This window comes from Streptomyces sp. NPDC050147, from assembly GCF_040660195.1.
In the GTDB taxonomy this organism is placed as follows: domain Bacteria; phylum Actinomycetota; class Actinomycetes; order Streptomycetales; family Streptomycetaceae; genus Streptomyces.
In genome coordinates this window covers 12559-30083 of record NZ_JBFALJ010000036.1, presented here as the reverse complement: position 1 = coordinate 30083, position 17525 = coordinate 12559, and the positions used below count along the sequence as shown (strand labels likewise).

Annotated in this window: 15 protein-coding genes; 14 read left to right on the top strand and 1 reads right to left on the bottom strand. The window is 69.1% G+C overall.

Translation table 11 applies throughout. The features are described from left to right. Positions 1-25 precede the first annotated feature (25 nt). Positions 26-451, top strand: a complete 426-nt coding sequence (locus tag AB0I94_RS38115) for a Rieske (2Fe-2S) protein (protein WP_363314376.1) — start codon at positions 26-28, stop codon at positions 449-451. Between the two features lie 42 nt (positions 452-493). Here the strand turns inward: AB0I94_RS38115 and AB0I94_RS38110 are convergent, their stop codons facing one another. Beyond that, positions 494-1441, bottom strand: coding sequence for a hypothetical protein (locus AB0I94_RS38110; RefSeq protein ID WP_363314375.1), 948 nt, complete (start codon positions 1439-1441; stop codon positions 494-496). A gap of 228 nt (positions 1442-1669) precedes the next feature. Here AB0I94_RS38110 and AB0I94_RS38105 point away from each other — a divergent pair, with 228 nt between their 5' ends. From AB0I94_RS38105 to pgi, 13 genes are all read left to right on the top strand, one after another. Further along, positions 1670-2275 carry a papain-like cysteine protease family protein gene (locus AB0I94_RS38105; RefSeq protein WP_363314374.1) on the top strand — a complete coding sequence of 202 codons (606 nt, stop codon included), beginning with the start codon at positions 1670-1672 and terminating at the stop codon, positions 2273-2275. 5 nt (positions 2276-2280) lie between these two features. Continuing rightward, a complete protein-coding gene (locus AB0I94_RS38100) occupies positions 2281-3114 on the top strand; it encodes a hypothetical protein (protein ID WP_363314432.1) in 834 nt (277 codons plus the stop codon). A 207-nt stretch (positions 3115-3321) separates the two neighbouring features. Next, on the top strand, positions 3322-5424 hold the full coding sequence (uvrC, locus tag AB0I94_RS38095) for an excinuclease ABC subunit UvrC (protein ID WP_363314373.1): 2103 nt from the start codon (positions 3322-3324) through the stop codon (positions 5422-5424). Continuing rightward, the gene (gene rapZ, locus AB0I94_RS38090) at positions 5421-6353 is read left to right on the top strand and encodes an RNase adapter RapZ (protein WP_160504364.1); all 933 of its coding nucleotides are present in this window, start codon (positions 5421-5423) and stop codon (positions 6351-6353) included. Before uvrC ends, rapZ begins: the two co-directional genes overlap by 4 nt. After that, positions 6350-7357, top strand: coding sequence for a uridine diphosphate-N-acetylglucosamine-binding protein YvcK (gene yvcK, locus AB0I94_RS38085; protein ID WP_363314372.1), 1008 nt, complete (start codon positions 6350-6352; stop codon positions 7355-7357). Before rapZ ends, yvcK begins: the two co-directional genes overlap by 4 nt. Next, the gene (whiA, locus tag AB0I94_RS38080; RefSeq protein WP_363208056.1) at positions 7348-8337 is read left to right on the top strand and encodes a DNA-binding protein WhiA; all 990 of its coding nucleotides are present in this window, start codon (positions 7348-7350) and stop codon (positions 8335-8337) included. The genes yvcK and whiA overlap by 10 nt, the downstream gene beginning before the upstream one ends. Positions 8338-8496: 159 nt before the next feature. Further along, positions 8497-11478: a M14 family zinc carboxypeptidase gene (locus tag AB0I94_RS38075; protein ID WP_363314371.1), complete on the top strand. Its 2982-nt coding sequence runs from the start codon at positions 8497-8499 to the stop codon at positions 11476-11478. A gap of 189 nt (positions 11479-11667) precedes the next feature. After that, a complete protein-coding gene (gene gap, locus AB0I94_RS38070; protein ID WP_363314370.1) occupies positions 11668-12678 on the top strand; it encodes a type I glyceraldehyde-3-phosphate dehydrogenase in 1011 nt (336 codons plus the stop codon). A 108-nt stretch (positions 12679-12786) separates the two neighbouring features. Beyond that, entirely contained in the window at positions 12787-13998 is a 1212-nt protein-coding gene (locus AB0I94_RS38065; RefSeq protein WP_363314369.1) for a phosphoglycerate kinase, read from the top strand. A 6-nt stretch (positions 13999-14004) separates the two neighbouring features. Beyond that, a complete protein-coding gene (gene tpiA / locus AB0I94_RS38060) occupies positions 14005-14781 on the top strand; it encodes a triose-phosphate isomerase (protein ID WP_363314368.1) in 777 nt (258 codons plus the stop codon). Between the two features lie 125 nt (positions 14782-14906). After that, a complete protein-coding gene (gene secG / locus AB0I94_RS38055) occupies positions 14907-15137 on the top strand; it encodes a preprotein translocase subunit SecG (RefSeq protein ID WP_363314431.1) in 231 nt (76 codons plus the stop codon). A gap of 193 nt (positions 15138-15330) precedes the next feature. Continuing rightward, a complete protein-coding gene (locus tag AB0I94_RS38050; RefSeq protein WP_363208051.1) occupies positions 15331-15666 on the top strand; it encodes an RNA polymerase-binding protein RbpA in 336 nt (111 codons plus the stop codon). A 179-nt stretch (positions 15667-15845) separates the two neighbouring features. After that, entirely contained in the window at positions 15846-17498 is a 1653-nt protein-coding gene (pgi, locus tag AB0I94_RS38045) for a glucose-6-phosphate isomerase (protein WP_363314367.1), read from the top strand. The last annotated feature ends 27 nt before the right edge of the window (positions 17499-17525 follow it).

The window sequence follows — 17525 nt, the reverse complement described above, 5'->3', positions numbered from 1 at the left end:
GAAGCGCCTGACCTGTGGAGACTCCATGCCCGGCACGCCGCCCCCCGCCCGCCGCACCGTGCTGCGCGCCGCCGCCATCGTCCCGGCCGCGGGGCTGGGGGCCGTGGCCTGCTCGTCCGGCGGTGGCGACGGCGGCGGCTCCAACCGTTCGGCGCCGACCGCGCCGACGGACCTCGGCGCGTCCGACGAGGTGAAGGTGGGGGCCTCGAAGCTCTACAAGGACGAGAACGTGGTCGTGAGCCGTATCTCCGACGACGAGTACAAGGCGTTCAGCACGATCTGTACGCACGCCAAGTGCCCCATCAACAAGCTTGAGGGCCACAAGCTCATCTGCCCCTGCCACGGAAGCCAGTTCGACGCCACGAACGGCAAGGTGCTGCACGATCCGGCCGTCACGCCGCTCCCGGAGCTGCCGGTGAAGGTGGAGGACGGCAAGATCGTCGCGGGCTGAGGGCGGCCGCGCGGCCGTTCACTCCCAGCCCCGCGCGCCCGTTCACTCCCAGTCCCACGCGATCCCCACGATCCCCGCCCGCACCTGCGGCTCCACGACGTGCACCGACCGGTGGCTGCCGCTCAGCGTCAGCTCCTGGCGCCCGCCGCGCGGTGCGGCGGCCGAATGCTGGGTGAAGCGGTGGCATCGTACGGGCAGCGCCCCCTCGTCGAAGCGCACCTGGAGCGCGTACTGCCCGCCCGCGAAGGTGAAGCCCCGGAAGTACTCGGTGGCCGTCCCCGCGGTGCCGTCCTCGAAGCCGTAACGGAACAGATGCGTGTCGCCCGCGCGCAGGCGCGTGTCGAAGAGCAGTTCGGCGACGAGCACCCCTGTCTCGTGGTGCCACCGCACACGTCCCGGGCGGCAGTTCTCCAGGGCGTGCACGGCGACGCGCTCCGGGACACAGCCGGGGTCGCCGTGGTAGATCGCGAGGTAGCGGTCGACGGCGTCCCGGTGGGCGCGCACGACGTGCTGCGAGTCGCGGCCCAGCAGCTCGCGGCGCCCGCCGATCCGTACCCGCTCGTGGTGGCCGATGGTGTGCAGGCCGCCGTCGAGGGGTGACCCGAGTTCGGTGATCAGCTCCTGGAGGACGTCGGACGCGTCCAGGAGCGAGCGGTAGGAGCGGGCGGCGGGGCGTTCGCAGTCGGGGCGCTCGGAGGGCTTGGCGAGGAGCCGGATCAGCGACTCCTCGGGGAGGTCGAGGATCTCCTCCAGGGCGCGCACGGCACGGAGCGACTCGGTGCGCTGGGGGCGCCGGGCGCCCTGCTGCCAGTAACTCAGGCTGGTCACCCCGACGTTGACGCCTTGCCGGGCGAGATGATGCCGTACGCGTTGCAGGGGCAGGCGCCGTGCGGCGATCGCGGCCCGCAGCGCCACGTGGAAGGGGCCGGTGCGCAGGGCGGCCTCCAGGTCCGCAGGCGCGCCGTCCGCGAGCTGTGTGCCGTGCCGCATCGCAAGGCCCTCCTGTGAACATTCACATCGGCCGTCCGGGCGTACGCGCCGGTCGGAGCGGGCCGCCAGGTGGGCGTACGAGGGGTGTTCACATACGTACGCCGACGTTCACGGCCCAGGTAATCCCGCATTGAACCTTGTTGACCTGCACCCGACAACACTCGATGCTCAATCGCAGCGTCCGGACGCGCTCCTCCACCACCCCACCCCCCGCATGGGAGGAACGCGATGCGCCACAGAACCAGCAGGTACGGCGGACGCAGACGGTTGCCCGCGCTCGCCCTCGTGGCGGCCGCCCTGGTCGCCGCACCGTCGGCCACGGCCACGGCCGCGCCCGACGATCAGTCCGCTCTCGCCGCCAAGCGCCTGAACATCACGATGCAGGCCCAGCAGAAGACCAACTGGTGCTGGGCCGCGGCCGGAAACACGATCGCCACCTTCTACGGCAAGAAGTACAGCCAGAACCAGTTCTGCAACGCCGCCTTCGGGCGCAGCCAGAACACCGAGTGCCCCAACTCGCAGGCCACGCTCGGCGACGTGCAGAACGGTCTGGACTGGGCGGGCATCAACGCCGGTTCGTATGTCAGCGGCTGGCTGCGCTACCCGACCGTGCAGGCTGAGATCAACGCGGGCCGCCCGGTCGAGACCCGCATCCAGTGGTCGAACGGTGGCGGTCACATGCACGTCCTCTACGGGTACGACGACGCGAGCAGCTGGGTCTACTGGGGCGATCCGTGGCCCTCCAGCGACCGCTACAACTGGGCCTCGCACAACTGGTACGTCAACAACAACACCTTCTCCTGGACGCACTCGCTGTACCGGATAGGGGCGTGAGCGCGATGACCCGTGACTTTCCCCGCCACCTGCTGAGGGCGGCGCTCGCCGGCTCGGCCGCCACGCTGCTGCTCGGCTTCGCCGCGCCGTCGGCCACCGCGGACTCCGGTCCTTCGTCCGCCTCCCGTGAGGCGGCCCACGACGCCGCGAGCGCCCCCAAGACCCTCGACACGCTCTCCCGCTTCTTCGCGCGGGAGGGGGCCGTCAGCAAGGCCGCTGCGGACCCGCGCGTGCAGGGCGACGAGGCGGTGCCCGTGCGCTACCTCTCCCCGGAGTTCGTCGCCGGGGAGAAGGGCGCGCCGGTCGCCCGCGTCGAGTTCCTCGCCAGCAAGGCGGTCTCCTCCGACGGGCAGGAGGCCTCCCTGTGGACGGTGAGGCAGGGTAGCTCCTGGCAGGTGGTGAACATCGCCACAGGGGACGACGAGACGCACTACGCGCGCGTGGGCGCCGACAAGCTCCCCGGAGGCACCGTTTTCCACGAGCCGCAGATCAATGCCTGGTACGTGCAGGGGCGGGGGCGGGTGCTGCCGCTCGACGCGGACGCGGTGCGTGCCGTGGGGGCGGGCGGCGCCTCGGTCGCCGCCTACCAGAAGCGCGTGCACGAGGCGTACGCCGACAAGCTGCCCGGAAGCGCGTACGCGAAGTCCGGCAAGGCGGGGGGCTTCGCCCCGAAGGAGCGGGGTGGAGAGTCCTCGGCGGCTCCGGCTGCTCCTGCCGCCGCGGCTTCGGCTGACGGACCCGTCACGGTCGCCTCCTCCGTGGCCGGAGCGGGCGCCCTGCTCGCCCTCGGCCTCTCCGGGGTCGCCGTCCTGCGCCGTCGCACGCGGCAGCACGGCTGACCTGCCCCGACCTCCGGCCGGGGCTCCCCACCCACCCGCCCTCCGGGGCGGGTGGGCTCAAGGGAGGAAGAGAGGGGGAGGGGAGTGGACGGTTCTCAATCTCCGGAATCCCCAGCTCCGGAGCCCCAAGCCCCCAGCCCCGCCCCGAAGCGGAACGCAGCCCCCTCCAACCCCTGACTGTCAGCCCCCGCCAGTAGGGTGTGGAGCATGGCAGACCCCTCCAGCTACCGCCCCAAGCCGGGACAGATCCCCGACTCGCCGGGGGTCTATCGGTTCCGCGACGAACACCGCCGGGTGATCTACGTAGGCAAGGCGAAAAGCCTGCGTCAGCGCCTGGCCAGCTACTTTCAGGACCTGACGAACCTGCACCCGCGCACCGCCACGATGGTGACGACGGCCGCCTCCGTCGAGTGGACCGTGGTCTCCACCGAGGTCGAGGCGCTGCAGCTGGAGTACTCCTGGATCAAGGAGTTCGACCCCCGGTTCAACGTCAAGTACCGCGACGACAAGAGCTATCCGTACCTCGCGGTGACGATGAACGAGGAGTTTCCGCGCGTCCAGGTGATGCGCGGCCACAAGAAGAAGGGCGTCCGCTACTTCGGGCCCTATGGTCATGCGTGGGCGATCCGCGACACCGTGGACCTCCTCCTGCGTGTCTTCCCCGTCCGCACCTGCTCGGCCGGAGTCTTCAAGAACGCCGAGCGCACCGGCCGCCCCTGCCTCCTCGGCTACATCGGCAAGTGCGCGGCGCCCTGTGTGGAGCGGGTCTCCCCTCAGGAGCACCGCGAACTCGCCGAGGACTTCTGCGAGTTCATGACGGGCCGCACGGGCGCGTACATCCGCCGGATCGAGCGGCAGATGGCGCAAGCCGCCGAGGACATGGAGTACGAGAAGGCGGCCCGCCTCCGCGACGACGTCGGGGCCCTCAAGAAGGCCATGGAGAAGAGCGCCGTCGTCCTCGCCGACGCCACGGACGCCGACCTCATCGCCCTCGCCGAGGACGAGCTGGAGGCGGCCGTCCAGATCTTCCACGTCCGCGGCGGCCGTGTGCGCGGCCAGCGCGGCTGGGTCACCGACAAGGTCGAGGCGGTCACCAGCGGCGACCTGGTCGAGCACGCCCTCCAGCAGCTCTACGGAGAGGAGAGCGGCGACTCCGTACCGAAGGAAGTCCTCGTCCCCGCGCTGCCCGACCCGATAGAGCCCGTTCAGCAGTGGCTCACCGAGCGTCGCGGTTCGAACGTCTCGCTGCGCATCCCGCAGCGCGGCGACAAGAAGGCGCTCATGGAGACGGTGGCGCGCAACGCACAGCAGTCGCTCGTGCTGCACAAGACGAAGCGCGCCTCCGACCTGACCACCCGCTCCCGCGCCCTGGAGGAGATCGCCGAGGCGCTGGACCTCGACAGCGCGCCGTTGCGCATCGAGTGCTACGACATCTCGCATCTGCAGGGTGACGACGTCGTGGCCTCGATGGTCGTTTTCGAGGACGGCCTCGCCCGCAAGAGCGAGTACAGGCGCTTCCAGATCAAGGGCTTCGAGGGTCAGGACGACGTCCGCTCGATGCACGAGGTGCTCACGCGCCGCTTCAAGCGCTATCTCTTCGACAAGGAGAAGACGGGGGAGTGGGACCCCGAGGAGCCGGGCGGCACCGGTACGCCCTCCGTGTCGGGCGAGATCGGCGCGCCGAACGGCGAGGCGAACGGCCTGACCGAGGAGGACGGCCGCCCCAAGCGTTTCGCCTATCCGCCCCAGCTCGTCGTCGTGGACGGCGGGAAACCGCAGGTGGCGGCGGCCCAGCGGGCCCTGGACGAGCTCGGCATCGACGACATCGCGGTGTGCGGCCTCGCCAAGCGCCTCGAAGAGGTCTGGGTGCCGGGCGACGACGACCCGGTGATCCTGCCGCGCACCAGCGAGGGCCTGTACCTTCTCCAGCGGGTACGCGACGAGGCGCACCGTTTCGCGATCACCTACCAGCGTGCCAAGCGGGCCAAGCGCTTCAAGGCCGGGCCGCTGGACGCCGTGCCGGGCCTCGGCGACGCACGCAAGCAGACGCTGATCAAGCACTTCGGTTCGGTGAAGAGGCTGCGATCCGCGACAATCGACCAGATCTGCGAGGTTCCGGGCATAGGCCGCAAGACGGCCGAGGCCGTCATCGTGGCCCTGGCCGGAGCGACTCCCGCCGGGCCCGCCGTGAACACGGCGACCGGAGAGATCATTGAAGAAGAGGAGCCCGTGCGCACGGGCACCTCGGAGGATGGCGAGGGGCCCGTTTCCGCGGGCACCTCAGAAGAACGACGGGGGCAGGAGACATGACCGAGCATGACGAAGGCGGCGAGCAAGTGAGTACGGGCACGACCATCACGCCAGGTGAGGCCGCGGAGGTGGTCCCGGAGCTGGTGATCATCTCCGGCATGTCGGGAGCCGGACGCAGCACCGCGGCGAAGTGTCTCGAGGACCTCGGCTGGTTCGTCGTGGACAACCTGCCGCCCGCGCTGATCCCCACCATGGTGGAGCTCGGCGCCCGCTCGCAGGGGAACGTCGCCCGCATCGCGGTCGTCGTCGACGTGCGTGGCCGCCGCTTCTTCGACAATCTGCGCCAGTCCCTCGCGGACCTGGAGGCCAAGAACGTCACCCGGCGCATCGTCTTCCTGGAGTCCTCGGACGACGCCCTGGTGCGCCGCTTCGAGTCGGTGCGCCGCCCGCACCCGCTGCAGGGCGACGGCCGCATCGTCGACGGCATCGCGGCCGAGCGCGAACTCCTGCGCGAGCTGCGTGGCGACGCGGACCTGGTGATCGACACCTCCAGCCTGAACGTGCACGAGCTGCGCGCCAAGATGGACGCCCAGTTCGCGGGCGACGAGGAGCCTGAGCTGCGGGCCACGGTCATGTCGTTCGGCTACAAGTACGGCCTGCCGGTCGACGCCGACCTCGTCGTGGACTGCCGCTTCCTGCCCAATCCGCACTGGGTGCCGGAGCTGCGGCCCTTCACGGGGCTCAACGAGGAGGTGTCCGGTTACGTCTTCAATCAGCCCGGTGCCAAGGAGTTCCTCGACCGGTACGCCGAGCTGCTCCAGCTCATCGCCGCGGGATACCGCCGCGAGGGCAAGCGTTACGTGACGATCGCGGTCGGCTGTACGGGCGGCAAGCACCGCTCCGTCGCCATGTCGGAGAAGCTCGCGGCGCGCCTCGTGTCCGAGGGCGTCGAGACCGTCCTCGTCCATCGGGACATGGGGCGAGAGTGAAGTCCTCCCTGCGGCTGAACCGTCTGGGCCGCAAGCGGAGCGCTCAGCCCAAGGTCGTGGCGCTCGGCGGCGGGATGGGCCTGTCGGCCTCTCTCGCCGGGCTGCGCCGCATCACCGGTGACCTCACCGCCGTGGTCACCGTCGCCGACGACGGCGGCTCCAGCGGCCGGCTCCGCGATGAACTGGGCGTCCTGCCGCCGGGTGACCTGCGCAAGGCGCTGGCCGCCCTGTGCGGGGACGACGACTGGGGCCAGACCTGGTCCCGCGTCATCCAGCACCGCTTCCAGTCCAAGGGCGACCTGCACGAGCACGCGGTCGGCAATCTGCTGATCGTGGCCCTGTGGGAACAGCTCGGCGACCACGTACAGGCCCTCGACCTGGTCGGCAAGCTCCTCGGCGCGCACGGCCGCGTGCTGCCCATGTCGGCGGTGCCGCTGGAGCTCCAGGCCCTGGTCAAGGGGCACGACCCGGAGCGCCCCGACGAGGTGGACACGGTGCGCGGACAGGCCACGGTGGCGCTCACCCCGGGTGAGGTGCAGTCCGTGCACCTCGTTCCGCACGACCCGCCGGCCGTCCCCGAAGCGGTCGCCGCGGTGCTCGACGCGGACTGGGTGGTGCTCGGCCCCGGCTCCTGGTTCTCCTCGGTGATCCCGCATCTGCTGGTCCCCGAACTGCTCGACGCGCTCATCCAGACGAAGGCCCGCAGGGTCCTCTCGCTCAACCTCGCGCCGCAACCCGGCGAAACCGATGGGTTCTCTCCGCAGCGTCATTTGGAGGTTTTGGCCCGACACGCCCCTAAACTCGCCCTGGACGTGGTGCTGGCCGACGACGCCGCCGTGCCCGACCGTGAGTCACTCACCGATGCCGCCAAGCGGCTCGGCGCCACGGTCGAGCTGGCGCCGGTGGCCAGGCACGATGGCACTCCGAGGCACGATCCGGAGCTCCTGGCCACCGCGTACGACCGTATTTTTCGGATGCATGGAAGGATCGGCCCATGGCGATGACGGCAGCGGTGAAGGACGAGATCTCCCGGCTTCCCGTCACCCGGACCTGCTGCAGGAAGGCAGAGGTCTCGGCGATCCTGCGGTTCGCGGGCGGCCTTCACCTGGTGAGCGGCCGCATCGTGATCGAGGCGGAGCTGGACACGGCGATGGCCGCGCGGCGGCTCAAGCGGGACATTCTCGAGATCTTCGGGCACAGCTCGGAGCTGATCGTGATGGCCCCCGGCGGGCTGCGGCGCGGCTCGCGCTACGTCGTTCGGGTGGTTGCGGGCGGCGATCAGCTGGCCCGTCAGACGGGGCTCGTGGACGGCCGGGGGCGCCCCATCAGAGGGCTGCCGCCACAGGTGGTCTCGGGGGCCACTTGTGACGCCGAGGCCGCGTGGCGCGGGGCGTTCCTCGCGCACGGATCGCTGACCGAGCCGGGCCGTTCCTCCTCCCTGGAGGTCACCTGCCCGGGCCCGGAGGCCGCGCTCGCCCTGGTCGGCGCCGCGCGCAGGCTGCAGATCGGGGCCAAGGCCCGTGAGGTGCGCGGCGTGGACCGCGTGGTCGTCCGGGACGGCGACGCGATCGGCGCCCTGCTCACCCGGCTCGGCGCCCATGAGTCGGTGCTCGCCTGGGAGGAGCGGCGGATGCGCCGCGAGGTGCGCGCCACCGCCAACCGCCTGGCCAACTTCGACGACGCCAACCTGCGCCGCTCGGCCCGCGCGGCCGTCGCGGCGGGTGCCCGCGTGCAGCGCGCCCTGGAGATCCTCGGCGACGAGGTCCCCGAGCACCTCGCGGCGGCCGGACGGCTGCGCATGGAGCACAAGCAGGCGTCCCTGGAGGAGCTCGGCGCGCTCGCCGACCCGGCGCTGACGAAGGACGCGGTCGCCGGCCGCATCCGCCGGCTGCTCGCCATGGCGGACAAGCGCGCCCAGGACCTGGGGATTCCGGGTACGGAGTCCAACCTGAGCGAGGAGCTCGCCGACAACATGGCCGTCTGACGGCCCCCAGCTTCTTCCAGAGCCGCCGGTGCCCACAAGGCATCGGCGGCTTCTTCGCATCCTTTTCCGCGCTACGCCTGACGCCATATTGACATGATCATGAAGTGTGACGAGCCTGGCGTTCGCGCACAAATGTGCCGGACAATCGCAGGGGGGCTCGTGAGACCAAGAGAGAGATCCAAAAGATCCAGAGCCGGTTTCAGATCCGTCGTCGCCGCGGGCGCACTGCTCGTCGGCGGCCTTGTCGCAGTGCCGCCCGCCCAGGCCGACAGCGGGGCGAAGGCCCCGGCCGCCGATGACCCGGCGGCCGTGAAGGTCTACGAGGCCCGGGTCACCGAGAAGCAGATCCCGATCCTCATCGAGGCGGGCCAGGACGCCCACGAGCTCGCGGGGCAGACCCGGGAGCGCGGCACCGCCCGCGTCGAGGTCTATCTGACCGAGGCGCAGGCCAAGGGCGTCGAGAGCGAGGGCGTCGAACTCACCGAGCAGAAGGTGTCGGCCAGTACGCAGCAGAAGCTCAAGGCCGCGGGGGACGGCGTCTTCCGCCCGTACAGCGGCAAGGGCGGCCTCAAGGAGGAGATCGTCAAGACCGGTCAGGCCCACCCCGGCCTCACCAAGGTCGTCTCCATCGGCAAGTCGGTGGGGGGACAGGACATCCTCGCCCTGAAGCTCTCCAAGGGCGCGAGCAAGTCCAAGGACGGCTCCAAGCCGTCCACGCTCTACCTGTCCAACCAGCACGCGCGCGAGTGGATCACCCCCGAGATGACCCGCCGCCTGATGCACCACTACCTCGACAACTACGGCAAGGACAGGCAGATCACCAAGCTCGTGGACTCCACCGAGCTGTGGTTCGTGATCTCCGCCAACCCCGACGGCTACGACTTCACGCACGCGGCCGACGGCGAACGCCAGTGGCGCAAGAACCTCCGCGACATCGACGGCGACGGCAAGATCGCTGCGGGCGACGGCGTCGACCTCAACCGCAACTTCGCCTACAAGTGGGGCTACGACAACGAGGGTTCGTCCCCGGCGCCCTCCTCGGAGACCTATCGCGGCACGGGCCCCCTTTCCGAGCCCGAGACCAAGGCACTCGACCGGTTCCAGAAGCGCATCGGCTTCGAGTACGGCATCAACTACCACTCGGCGGCCGAACTGATCCTCTACGGAGTGGGCTGGCAGGTCGCCACCCCCACCCCCGACGACGTGCTCTACAAGGCGCTCGCGGGCACCCCGGAGAAGCCCGCGATCCCCGGCTACCACCCGCAGGTCGCCTCGGAGCTCTACACCACCAACGGCGAGTCGGACGGTCACGCGGCCAACATCAACGGCATGTCGATGTTCACCCCGGAGATGTCCACCTGTCAGACCGTCTCCAACATCGACCCGAACGACCCCTGGAAGCCCGAGGACTGCGCCTCGATCTTCACCTTCCCGGACGACGAGAAGCTGATCCAGGACGAGTTCGCCAAGAACGTCCCGTACGCGCTCGCCGTGGCCGAGACCGCACTCCACCCCGACCAGCCGGTCTCCGTCACCGGCATCGAGGCCCCCGACTTCACGCCGGACACCTTCACGGACTCGTACGCCCGCGGAGGGGACCAGGAAGTCGCCGTCACCGCCCGCAAGTCGGTGCGCGACAAGGAACTCAACTACCGGATCAACGGCGGCCGTACGCACGACGAGGACCTCAAGGCCTGGAAGGGCGGCGAGACGTACGGCGGTGAGGACAACCTCCACTTCGACCAGTACCGCGCCGAGGTCGAGGACGCGCGCGTGGGCGACAAGGTCGAGGTCTGGTTCACGGGCCGCACCAAGAAGGGCCGCACACAGAGCCCGCACTTCACGTACACCGTCACCGAGCGGGCCAAGGCGAACACCCTCGTCGTCGCCGAGGAGGGCGCCACGGCGCAGCAGACCCAGAAGTACGTCGACGCCCTGAAGGCCAACGGCCGTTCGGCCGTGGTCTGGGACGTCGCCGAGCAAGGCGCCCCGCATCCGCTCGGCGTCCTGTCGCACTTCTCCGCGGTCGTGCACTACACCGGCGACCCGGTGCCGTCGGCGGCCACCCAACTCGCCCTGCGCGCCTACCTCAACGAGGGCGGCAAGCTGATCGAGTCCGGTGAGCGCACGGGCGGCAACGTGGACCTCGGAGACGCGCTGACCAACGACTTCGCGCAGTACTACCTGGGCGCGTACGAACGCCTCAACGCGCCCGGCGCCACCAGCTTCGCCGGCAGCGGAGCGCTCGACGGCGTGAAGACGCCGCTCGCCGCAGCCGAGGGCAACCCCTTGGACAAGGCGGGCCGTTACACCGTCACGTCCGACAGCCTGCCCGCCGACGAGTTCCCGCAGTTCAAGAGTGCGGCGGCAGGCAGTTACCCGGGGCTCACCAACCCGTACGCGCCCTTCGAGGGCCAGGGCATGGCCTCGGCGTCCCACGCCGACCAGGACTGGAAGCGGCTGACCCGCACCATCGACCTGACCGGGGTCTCGGCCGCGGACAAGCCGGAGCTGCGGTTCGCGCTCAACTGGAACCTGGAGACCGGCTACGACCACGGCGTGCTCGAGGCGCACACCACCGGCGACGACGACTGGACCACGCTCCCGGACGCGAACGGGAACTCGTCCCAGACCGTGCCCGCCGAGTGCGAGGCCGGATTCTTCCTCAACGGGCACCCGTTCCTGCGCCACTATCTGACCCAGTCGGCGACCGGCTGCACGGCGTCCGGCACCAGCGGGAGCTGGAACAGCTTCACCGGCTCCTCCGGCGGCTGGAAGCCCGTCTCCTTCGACCTGAGCGCCTACGCGGGCAAGACGGTCGAGGTGTCCCTCAGCGCCATCACCGACCCCTCCAGCGGGGGCCGCGGACTGTTTGCCGACAACGCCCAGCTCGTGATAGGAGGCAACGCCACGCAGACCGAGGGATTCGAGGCCTCGCTGGGCACCTGGGCGGTCGCTCCGGCGCCCCCCGGAAGCCCCAACATCACGGGTGACTGGGCCCGTACGGGAGAGCTCTACAAGCCCTACGCGGCCGTCACAGCGCGTGACAGCGTGCTGCTCGGCTTCGGGTTCGAGCATGTACCCGGAAAGGCCGAACGGGCCGCTCTTATGGGCGCATCCCTTGCACATCTGCGCCGCTGACGCTGCGTAATCAGGACCTGGGTCCCGGTGGCTCGTGCTCCCTACTCGGGGGTACGAGCCACCGTGCCGTCCGGACCCCCTGTCGATGTCACCCAAAGGCCCTCAGAGAGGTAGGGTCGGAGGCGGTCGGGGACATCCCATACAACTCGCCGGCGTCTGAAACCGGCGTACCAACGAGGAGATCGGTTCGTGACGATCCGCGTAGGCATCAACGGCTTCGGCCGCATCGGGCGCAACTACTTCCGGGCGCTGCTTGAGCAGGGTGCGGACATCGAGATCGTGGCTGTCAACGACCTGGGTGACACCGCGACTACGGCGCACCTCCTGAAGTACGACACCATCATGGGCCGTCTCAAGGCCGAGGTGTCGCACACCGAGGACACCATCACGGTCGACGGCCACACCATCAAGGTGCTGTCCGAGCGCAACCCCGCCGACATTCCGTGGGGCAAGCTCGGCGTCGACATCGTGATCGAGTCGACCGGCATCTTCACCAAGAAGGCCGATGCCGAGAAGCACATCGCCGGTGGCGCCAAGAAGGTCCTCATCTCGGCTCCGGCCAAGGACGAGGACATCACCATCGTGATGGGCGTCAACCAGGACAAGTACGACGCGGCCAACCACCACGTCATCTCGAACGCGTCCTGCACCACCAACTGTGTGGCGCCGATGGCCAAGGTTCTCGACGAGAACTTCGGCATCGTCAAGGGCCTGATGACGACGGTCCACGCGTACACCAACGACCAGCGCATCCTGGACTTCCCGCACTCGGACCTGCGTCGCGCCCGCGCCGCCGCCGAGAACATCATCCCGACCACGACCGGTGCCGCCAAGGCCACCGCTCTGGTCCTTCCGCAGCTCAAGGGCAAGCTCGACGGCATCGCGATGCGCGTCCCGGTCCCGACCGGTTCCGCCACCGACCTCGTCGTCGACCTGCAGCGCGAGGTCACCAAGGACGAGGTCAACGCCGCGTTCAAGAAGGCCTCCGACGATGGCGCCCTCAAGGGCTTCCTCACCTACACCGAGGACCCGATCGTGTCTTCGGACATCGTCGGCGACCCGGCGTCCTGCACCTTCGACTCCTCCCTGACCATGGTCCAGGAGGGCAAGACGGTGAAGATCCTCGGCTGGTACGACAACGAGTGGGGCTACTCCAACCGCCTCGTCGACCTCACGGTCTTCGTCGGCGGTCAGCTCTGATCAGCAGAGCAGGCACCTCGATGTAAGCACAGGGTCCGGACCGCGCAATACTGCGTGGTCCGGGCCTTGTCGCACGTCAGCCCTCTTAAGGAGTCCTGGAGTCCAGCCATGAAGACGATCGACGAACTTCTTTCCGAAGGGGTCGAAGGCAAGCGGGTCTTCGTCCGCGCCGACCTCAATGTGCCGCTCGCCGACGGCACCATCACCGACGACGGCCGCATCCGCGCCGTCCTGCCGACCGTCACCAAGCTCGCCGAAGCCGGCGCCAAGGTGATCGTCGCCTCGCACCTCGGCCGCCCCAAGGGCGCCCCGGACCCGGCGTTCTCGCTGCTTCCCGCCGCCGAGCGACTCGGTGAACTCCTCGGCAAGCCCGTGGCGTTCGCCCAGGACACGGTCGGCCCGGCCGCGCACGACGCCGTCGACGGTCTCGAGTCCGGCCAGGTCGCCGTCATCGAGAACCTCCGCTTCAACGCCGGTGAGACGTCCAAGGACGACACCGAGCGCGGCGAGTTCGCCGACAAGCTCGCCGCCCTCGCGGACGTCTACGTGGGCGACGGCTTCGGTGCGGTGCATCGCAAGCACGCCTCCGTGTACGACCTCCCGGCGCGCCTGCCGCACTACGCGGGCTACCTCATCGCCACCGAGGTCGGCGTCCTGAAGAAGCTCACCGAGGACGTCAAGCGTCCGTACGTCGTCGCGCTCGGCGGCGCCAAGGTCTCCGACAAGCTGGCCGTCATCGACCAGCTGCTCGGCAAGGCCGACCGCCTCCTGATCGGCGGCGGCATGGCCTACACCTTCCTCAAGGCCCAGGGCCACGAGGTCGGCATCTCCCTCCTCCAGGAGGACCAGATCCCGGTCGTCAAGGAGTACATGAAGCGGGCCGAGGACAGCGGCGTCGAGCTGGTCCTCCCCGTCGACGTGCTGGTCTCCACCGAGTTCCCGGACCTGAAGACCAAGGCCCCGGCCAACCCCACCACGGTCGCCGCGGACGCCATCCCGGCCGACCAGGAGGGCCTCGACATCGGCCCCGAGACCCGTAAGCTCTACGCCTCGAAGCTCACCGACGCGGCCACCGTCTTCTGGAACGGCCCGATGGGCGTCTTCGAGCACCCCGACTACGCCGAGGGCACCAAGGCGGTCGCCCAGGCCCTCCTCGACTCCCCGGCCTTCACGGTCGTCGGCGGTGGCGACTCCGCCGCGGCCGTCCGCACGCTGGGCTTCGACGAGAACGCATTCGGCCACATTTCCACCGGCGGCGGCGCCTCCCTCGAATACCTCGAGGGCAAGACGCTCCCCGGCCTCGCCGCACTGGAGAACTGACACCTGATGACTACGCGTACCCCGCTGATGGCGGGCAACTGGAAGATGAACCTCAACCACCTCGAGGCCATCGCGCACGTCCAGAAGCTCGCCTTCGCCCTGGCCGACAAGGACTACGAGGCCGTCGAGGTCGCCGTCCTGCCCCCCTTCACCGACCTCCGCTCGGTGCAGACCCTGGTCGACGGCGACAAGCTCAAGATCAAGTACGGTGCCCAGGACATCTCGGCGCACGACACCGGTGCCTACACCGGCGAGATCTCGGGCCCGATGCTGGCCAAGCTGAAGTGCACGTACGTGGCCGTCGGCCACTCCGAGCGCCGTCAGTACCACGACGAGACCGACGAGATCTGCAACGCCAAGGTGAAGGCCGCCTACAAGCACGGCCTGACCCCGATCCTCTGCATCGGCGAGGGCCTCGACATCCGTGAGGCCGGCCAGCAGATCCAGTACACGCTCGCCCAGCTCGACGGCGGTCTGAAGGACCTCCCCGCCGAGCAGGCCGAGTCCATCGTCATCGCGTACGAGCCGGTGTGGGCCATCGGCACCGGCAAGGTCGCGACCCCCGAGGACGCCCAGGAAGTGTGCGGCGCGATCCGCGGCCGACTGGCCGAGCTGTACTCCCAGGAGCTCGCCGACAAGGTGCGCATCCAGTACGGCGGCTCCGTGAAGTCCGGCAACGTGGCCGCGATCATGGCGCAGCCCGACGTCGACGGCGCCCTCGTGGGCGGCGCGGCGCTCGACACCGACGAGTTCGTCAAGATCGTGCGCTTCCGCGACCAGTGAGTATGCGGTAGCGCCGATACGTCGTACCCTTGCGGGGGCCGGGCGGCTTCGCACAGCGAGGCATCCGGCCCCCGTCGTCGATACAGAGTCGATTCAGATCCGAGGAAGTTGGTCCAGCCGTGGTTATGGGGTTCTCGATCGCCCTGATCGTCTTCAGCCTGCTGATGATGCTTCTTGTCCTGATGCACAAGGGCAAGGGCGGCGGTCTTTCCGACATGTTCGGTGGCGGCATGCAGTCCTCCGTCGGCGGCTCGTCGGTCGCCGAGCGCAACCTGGACCGCATCACCGTCGTGGTCGGTCTTATCTGGTTCGCGTGCATTGTCGTGCTCGGCCTGTTGATGAAGGTGAACAACTGACCGCGAAAGCGGCTTGATTGCTACCTTGCGAAAGCTTCGCTTAAAGCCCCATGTACGGTGCGCGCTCTCCAGCGCGGATTATCATGGGGCTTGCGTGTCGGGGTGAGGGTGTAACTCCGAACACTGGACGCGCGTTGGGCCTTACGTAGACTGAGGCGCCCGCAGCAGCACCATCACGCAGGGAGTTACGACCGTGGCAAGTGGCAACGCGATCCGTGGAAGTCGGGTCGGGGCGGGGCCGATGGGCGAGGCCGAGCGCGGTGAGTCCGCGCCGCGTCTGCGCATCTCCTTCTGGTGCTCCAACGGACACGAGACGGTGCCCAGCTTCGCCAGCGACGCGCAGGTCCCCGATACTTGGGACTGCCCTCGCTGCGGCTTCCCCGCAGGTCAGGACCGAGACAACCCGCCGGACCCGCCCCGCACCGAGCCGTACAAGACGCACCTGGCGTATGTACGGGAGCGGCGCACCGACGCGGACGGTGAGGCGATTCTCGCGGAGGCGCTGGCAAAGCTGCGGGGCGAGATCTAGGGCGCGAGAAGGGCCGGACATCTGTGGATGTCCGGCCGCTGTGTTTTTCACGCGGCGTTTACCGGCACGTGTGCGGACAGACAGCTTCAGAGATCTCATATCGGGCCCTGATCAATTAGGTTGGATCGTGCAGCGGGGCAAGGTACGTACACAGGTACGAGAGAAGGCTGAAGTCCGAGATGAACGCAGAAAGCCGCGGCAGGCTCAACCAGACGCCCGAATGGGCGGCGATCGGCAAGCACCGTGAGCAGTTGGGGGAGGTGCAGCTGCGTGATCTTTTCGCCAAGGATCCGGCGCGCGGCACGCAGTACACGCTCCAGGTCGGTGACCTGCACGTCGACTACTCCAAGCACCTCGTCACGGACGAGACGCTGACGCTCCTGCGCGAGCTCGCCGCGGCCACCGATGTCTTCGGTCTGCGGGACGCCATGTTCCGCGGCGAGAAGATCAACACCACCGAGGACCGCGCCGTCCTGCACACGGCCCTGCGCGCTCCGCGGGACGCGGTGATCGAGGTCGACGGCGAGAACGTGGTGCCGGCCGTGCACGCCGTGCTCGACAAGATGGCCGCCTTCGCCGACAAGGTCCGTTCCGGCGAGTGGACCGGGCACACCGGCAAGCGCATCAAGAACATCGTGAACGTCGGCATCGGCGGCTCGGATCTCGGCCCCGCCATGGCGTACGAGGCGCTGCGCTCCTTCACCGACCGCGACCTCACCGTGCGTTTCGTGTCGAACGTCGACGGCGCCGACCTGCACGAGGCCGTGCGGGACCTGGACCCGGCCGAGACGCTGTTCGTCATCGCCTCGAAGACGTTCACCACGATCGAGACGATCACGAACGCGACCTCCGCGCGCGACTGGCTCCTGACCGGTCTGCGCGCCGACCAGAGCGCCGTCGCCAAGCACTTCGTGGCCCTGTCGACGAATGCCGAGAAGGTCTCCGACTTCGGCATCGACACGGCCAACATGTTCGAGTTCTGGGACTGGGTCGGCGGCCGCTACTCGTACGACTCGGCGATCGGTCTCTCGCTGATGATCGCGATCGGCCCGGACGCCTTCCGCGCGATGCTGGACGGCTTCCACCTCGTCGACGAGCACTTCCGAACGGCGCCCGCCGAGTCCAACGTGCCGCTGCTCCTTGGCCTGTTGGGCATCTGGTACGGCAACTTCCACGACGCGCAGTCGCACGCGGTCCTGCCGTACTCGCACTACCTCTCCAAGTTCACCGCCTACCTCCAGCAGCTCGACATGGAGTCCAACGGCAAGTCCGTCGACCGTGACGGCGAGCCGGTCGACTGGCAGACGGGACCGGTCGTCTGGGGCACCCCGGGCACCAACGGCCAGCACGCGTACTACCAACTCATCCACCAGGGCACGAAGTTGATCCCGGCCGACTTCATCGGCTTCGCCGAGCCCGTCGCCGATCTGCTGCCCGGTCTTGTCGCCCAGCACGATCTGCTGATGGCCAACTTCTTCGCGCAGACGCAGGCGCTGGCCTTCGGCAAGACGCCCGACGAGGTCCGGGCCGAGGGGGTGCCGGACGAGCTCGTCCCGCACAAGACGTTCAAGGGCAATCATCCGACGACGACGATCCTCGCCAAGGAACTGACGCCGTCGGTTCTCGGTCAACTCATCGCGCTGTACGAACACAAGGTGTTCGTCCAGGGCACCGTGTGGAACATCGACTCGTTCGACCAGTGGGGCGTCGAGCTCGGCAAGGTCCTCGCCAAGCGCATCGAGCCGGCCCTGACGGAGGGCGCGGACGTGCCGGACCTGGATGGTTCGACCACCGCGCTCGTCGCCAAGTACCGGACGCTGCGCGGGCGTTGAGCCGCTGAACAGTACGGCCCGGCCCAC

Bases quoted from the DNA above. Each gene is read 5' to 3' on its own strand.
- AB0I94_RS38115 (WP_363314376.1), top strand. From the start codon at position 26: ATGCCCGGCACGCCGCCCCCCGCCCGCCGCACCGTGCTGCGCGCCGCC.
- AB0I94_RS38110 (WP_363314375.1), bottom strand. From the start codon at position 1,441: ATGCGGCACGGCACACAGCTCGCGGACGGCGCGCCTGCGGACCTGGAG.
- AB0I94_RS38105 (WP_363314374.1), top strand. From the start codon at position 1,670: ATGCGCCACAGAACCAGCAGGTACGGCGGACGCAGACGGTTGCCCGCG.
- AB0I94_RS38100 (WP_363314432.1), top strand. From the start codon at position 2,281: ATGACCCGTGACTTTCCCCGCCACCTGCTGAGGGCGGCGCTCGCCGGC.
- uvrC (WP_363314373.1), top strand. From the start codon at position 3,322: ATGGCAGACCCCTCCAGCTACCGCCCCAAGCCGGGACAGATCCCCGAC.
- rapZ (WP_160504364.1), top strand. From the start codon at position 5,421: ATGACCGAGCATGACGAAGGCGGCGAGCAAGTGAGTACGGGCACGACC.
- whiA (WP_363208056.1), top strand. From the start codon at position 7,348: ATGGCGATGACGGCAGCGGTGAAGGACGAGATCTCCCGGCTTCCCGTC.
- AB0I94_RS38065 (WP_363314369.1), top strand. From the start codon at position 12,787: ATGAAGACGATCGACGAACTTCTTTCCGAAGGGGTCGAAGGCAAGCGG.
- tpiA (WP_363314368.1), top strand. From the start codon at position 14,005: ATGACTACGCGTACCCCGCTGATGGCGGGCAACTGGAAGATGAACCTC.
- secG (WP_363314431.1), top strand. From the start codon at position 14,907: ATGGGGTTCTCGATCGCCCTGATCGTCTTCAGCCTGCTGATGATGCTT.
- pgi (WP_363314367.1), top strand. From the start codon at position 15,846: ATGAACGCAGAAAGCCGCGGCAGGCTCAACCAGACGCCCGAATGGGCG.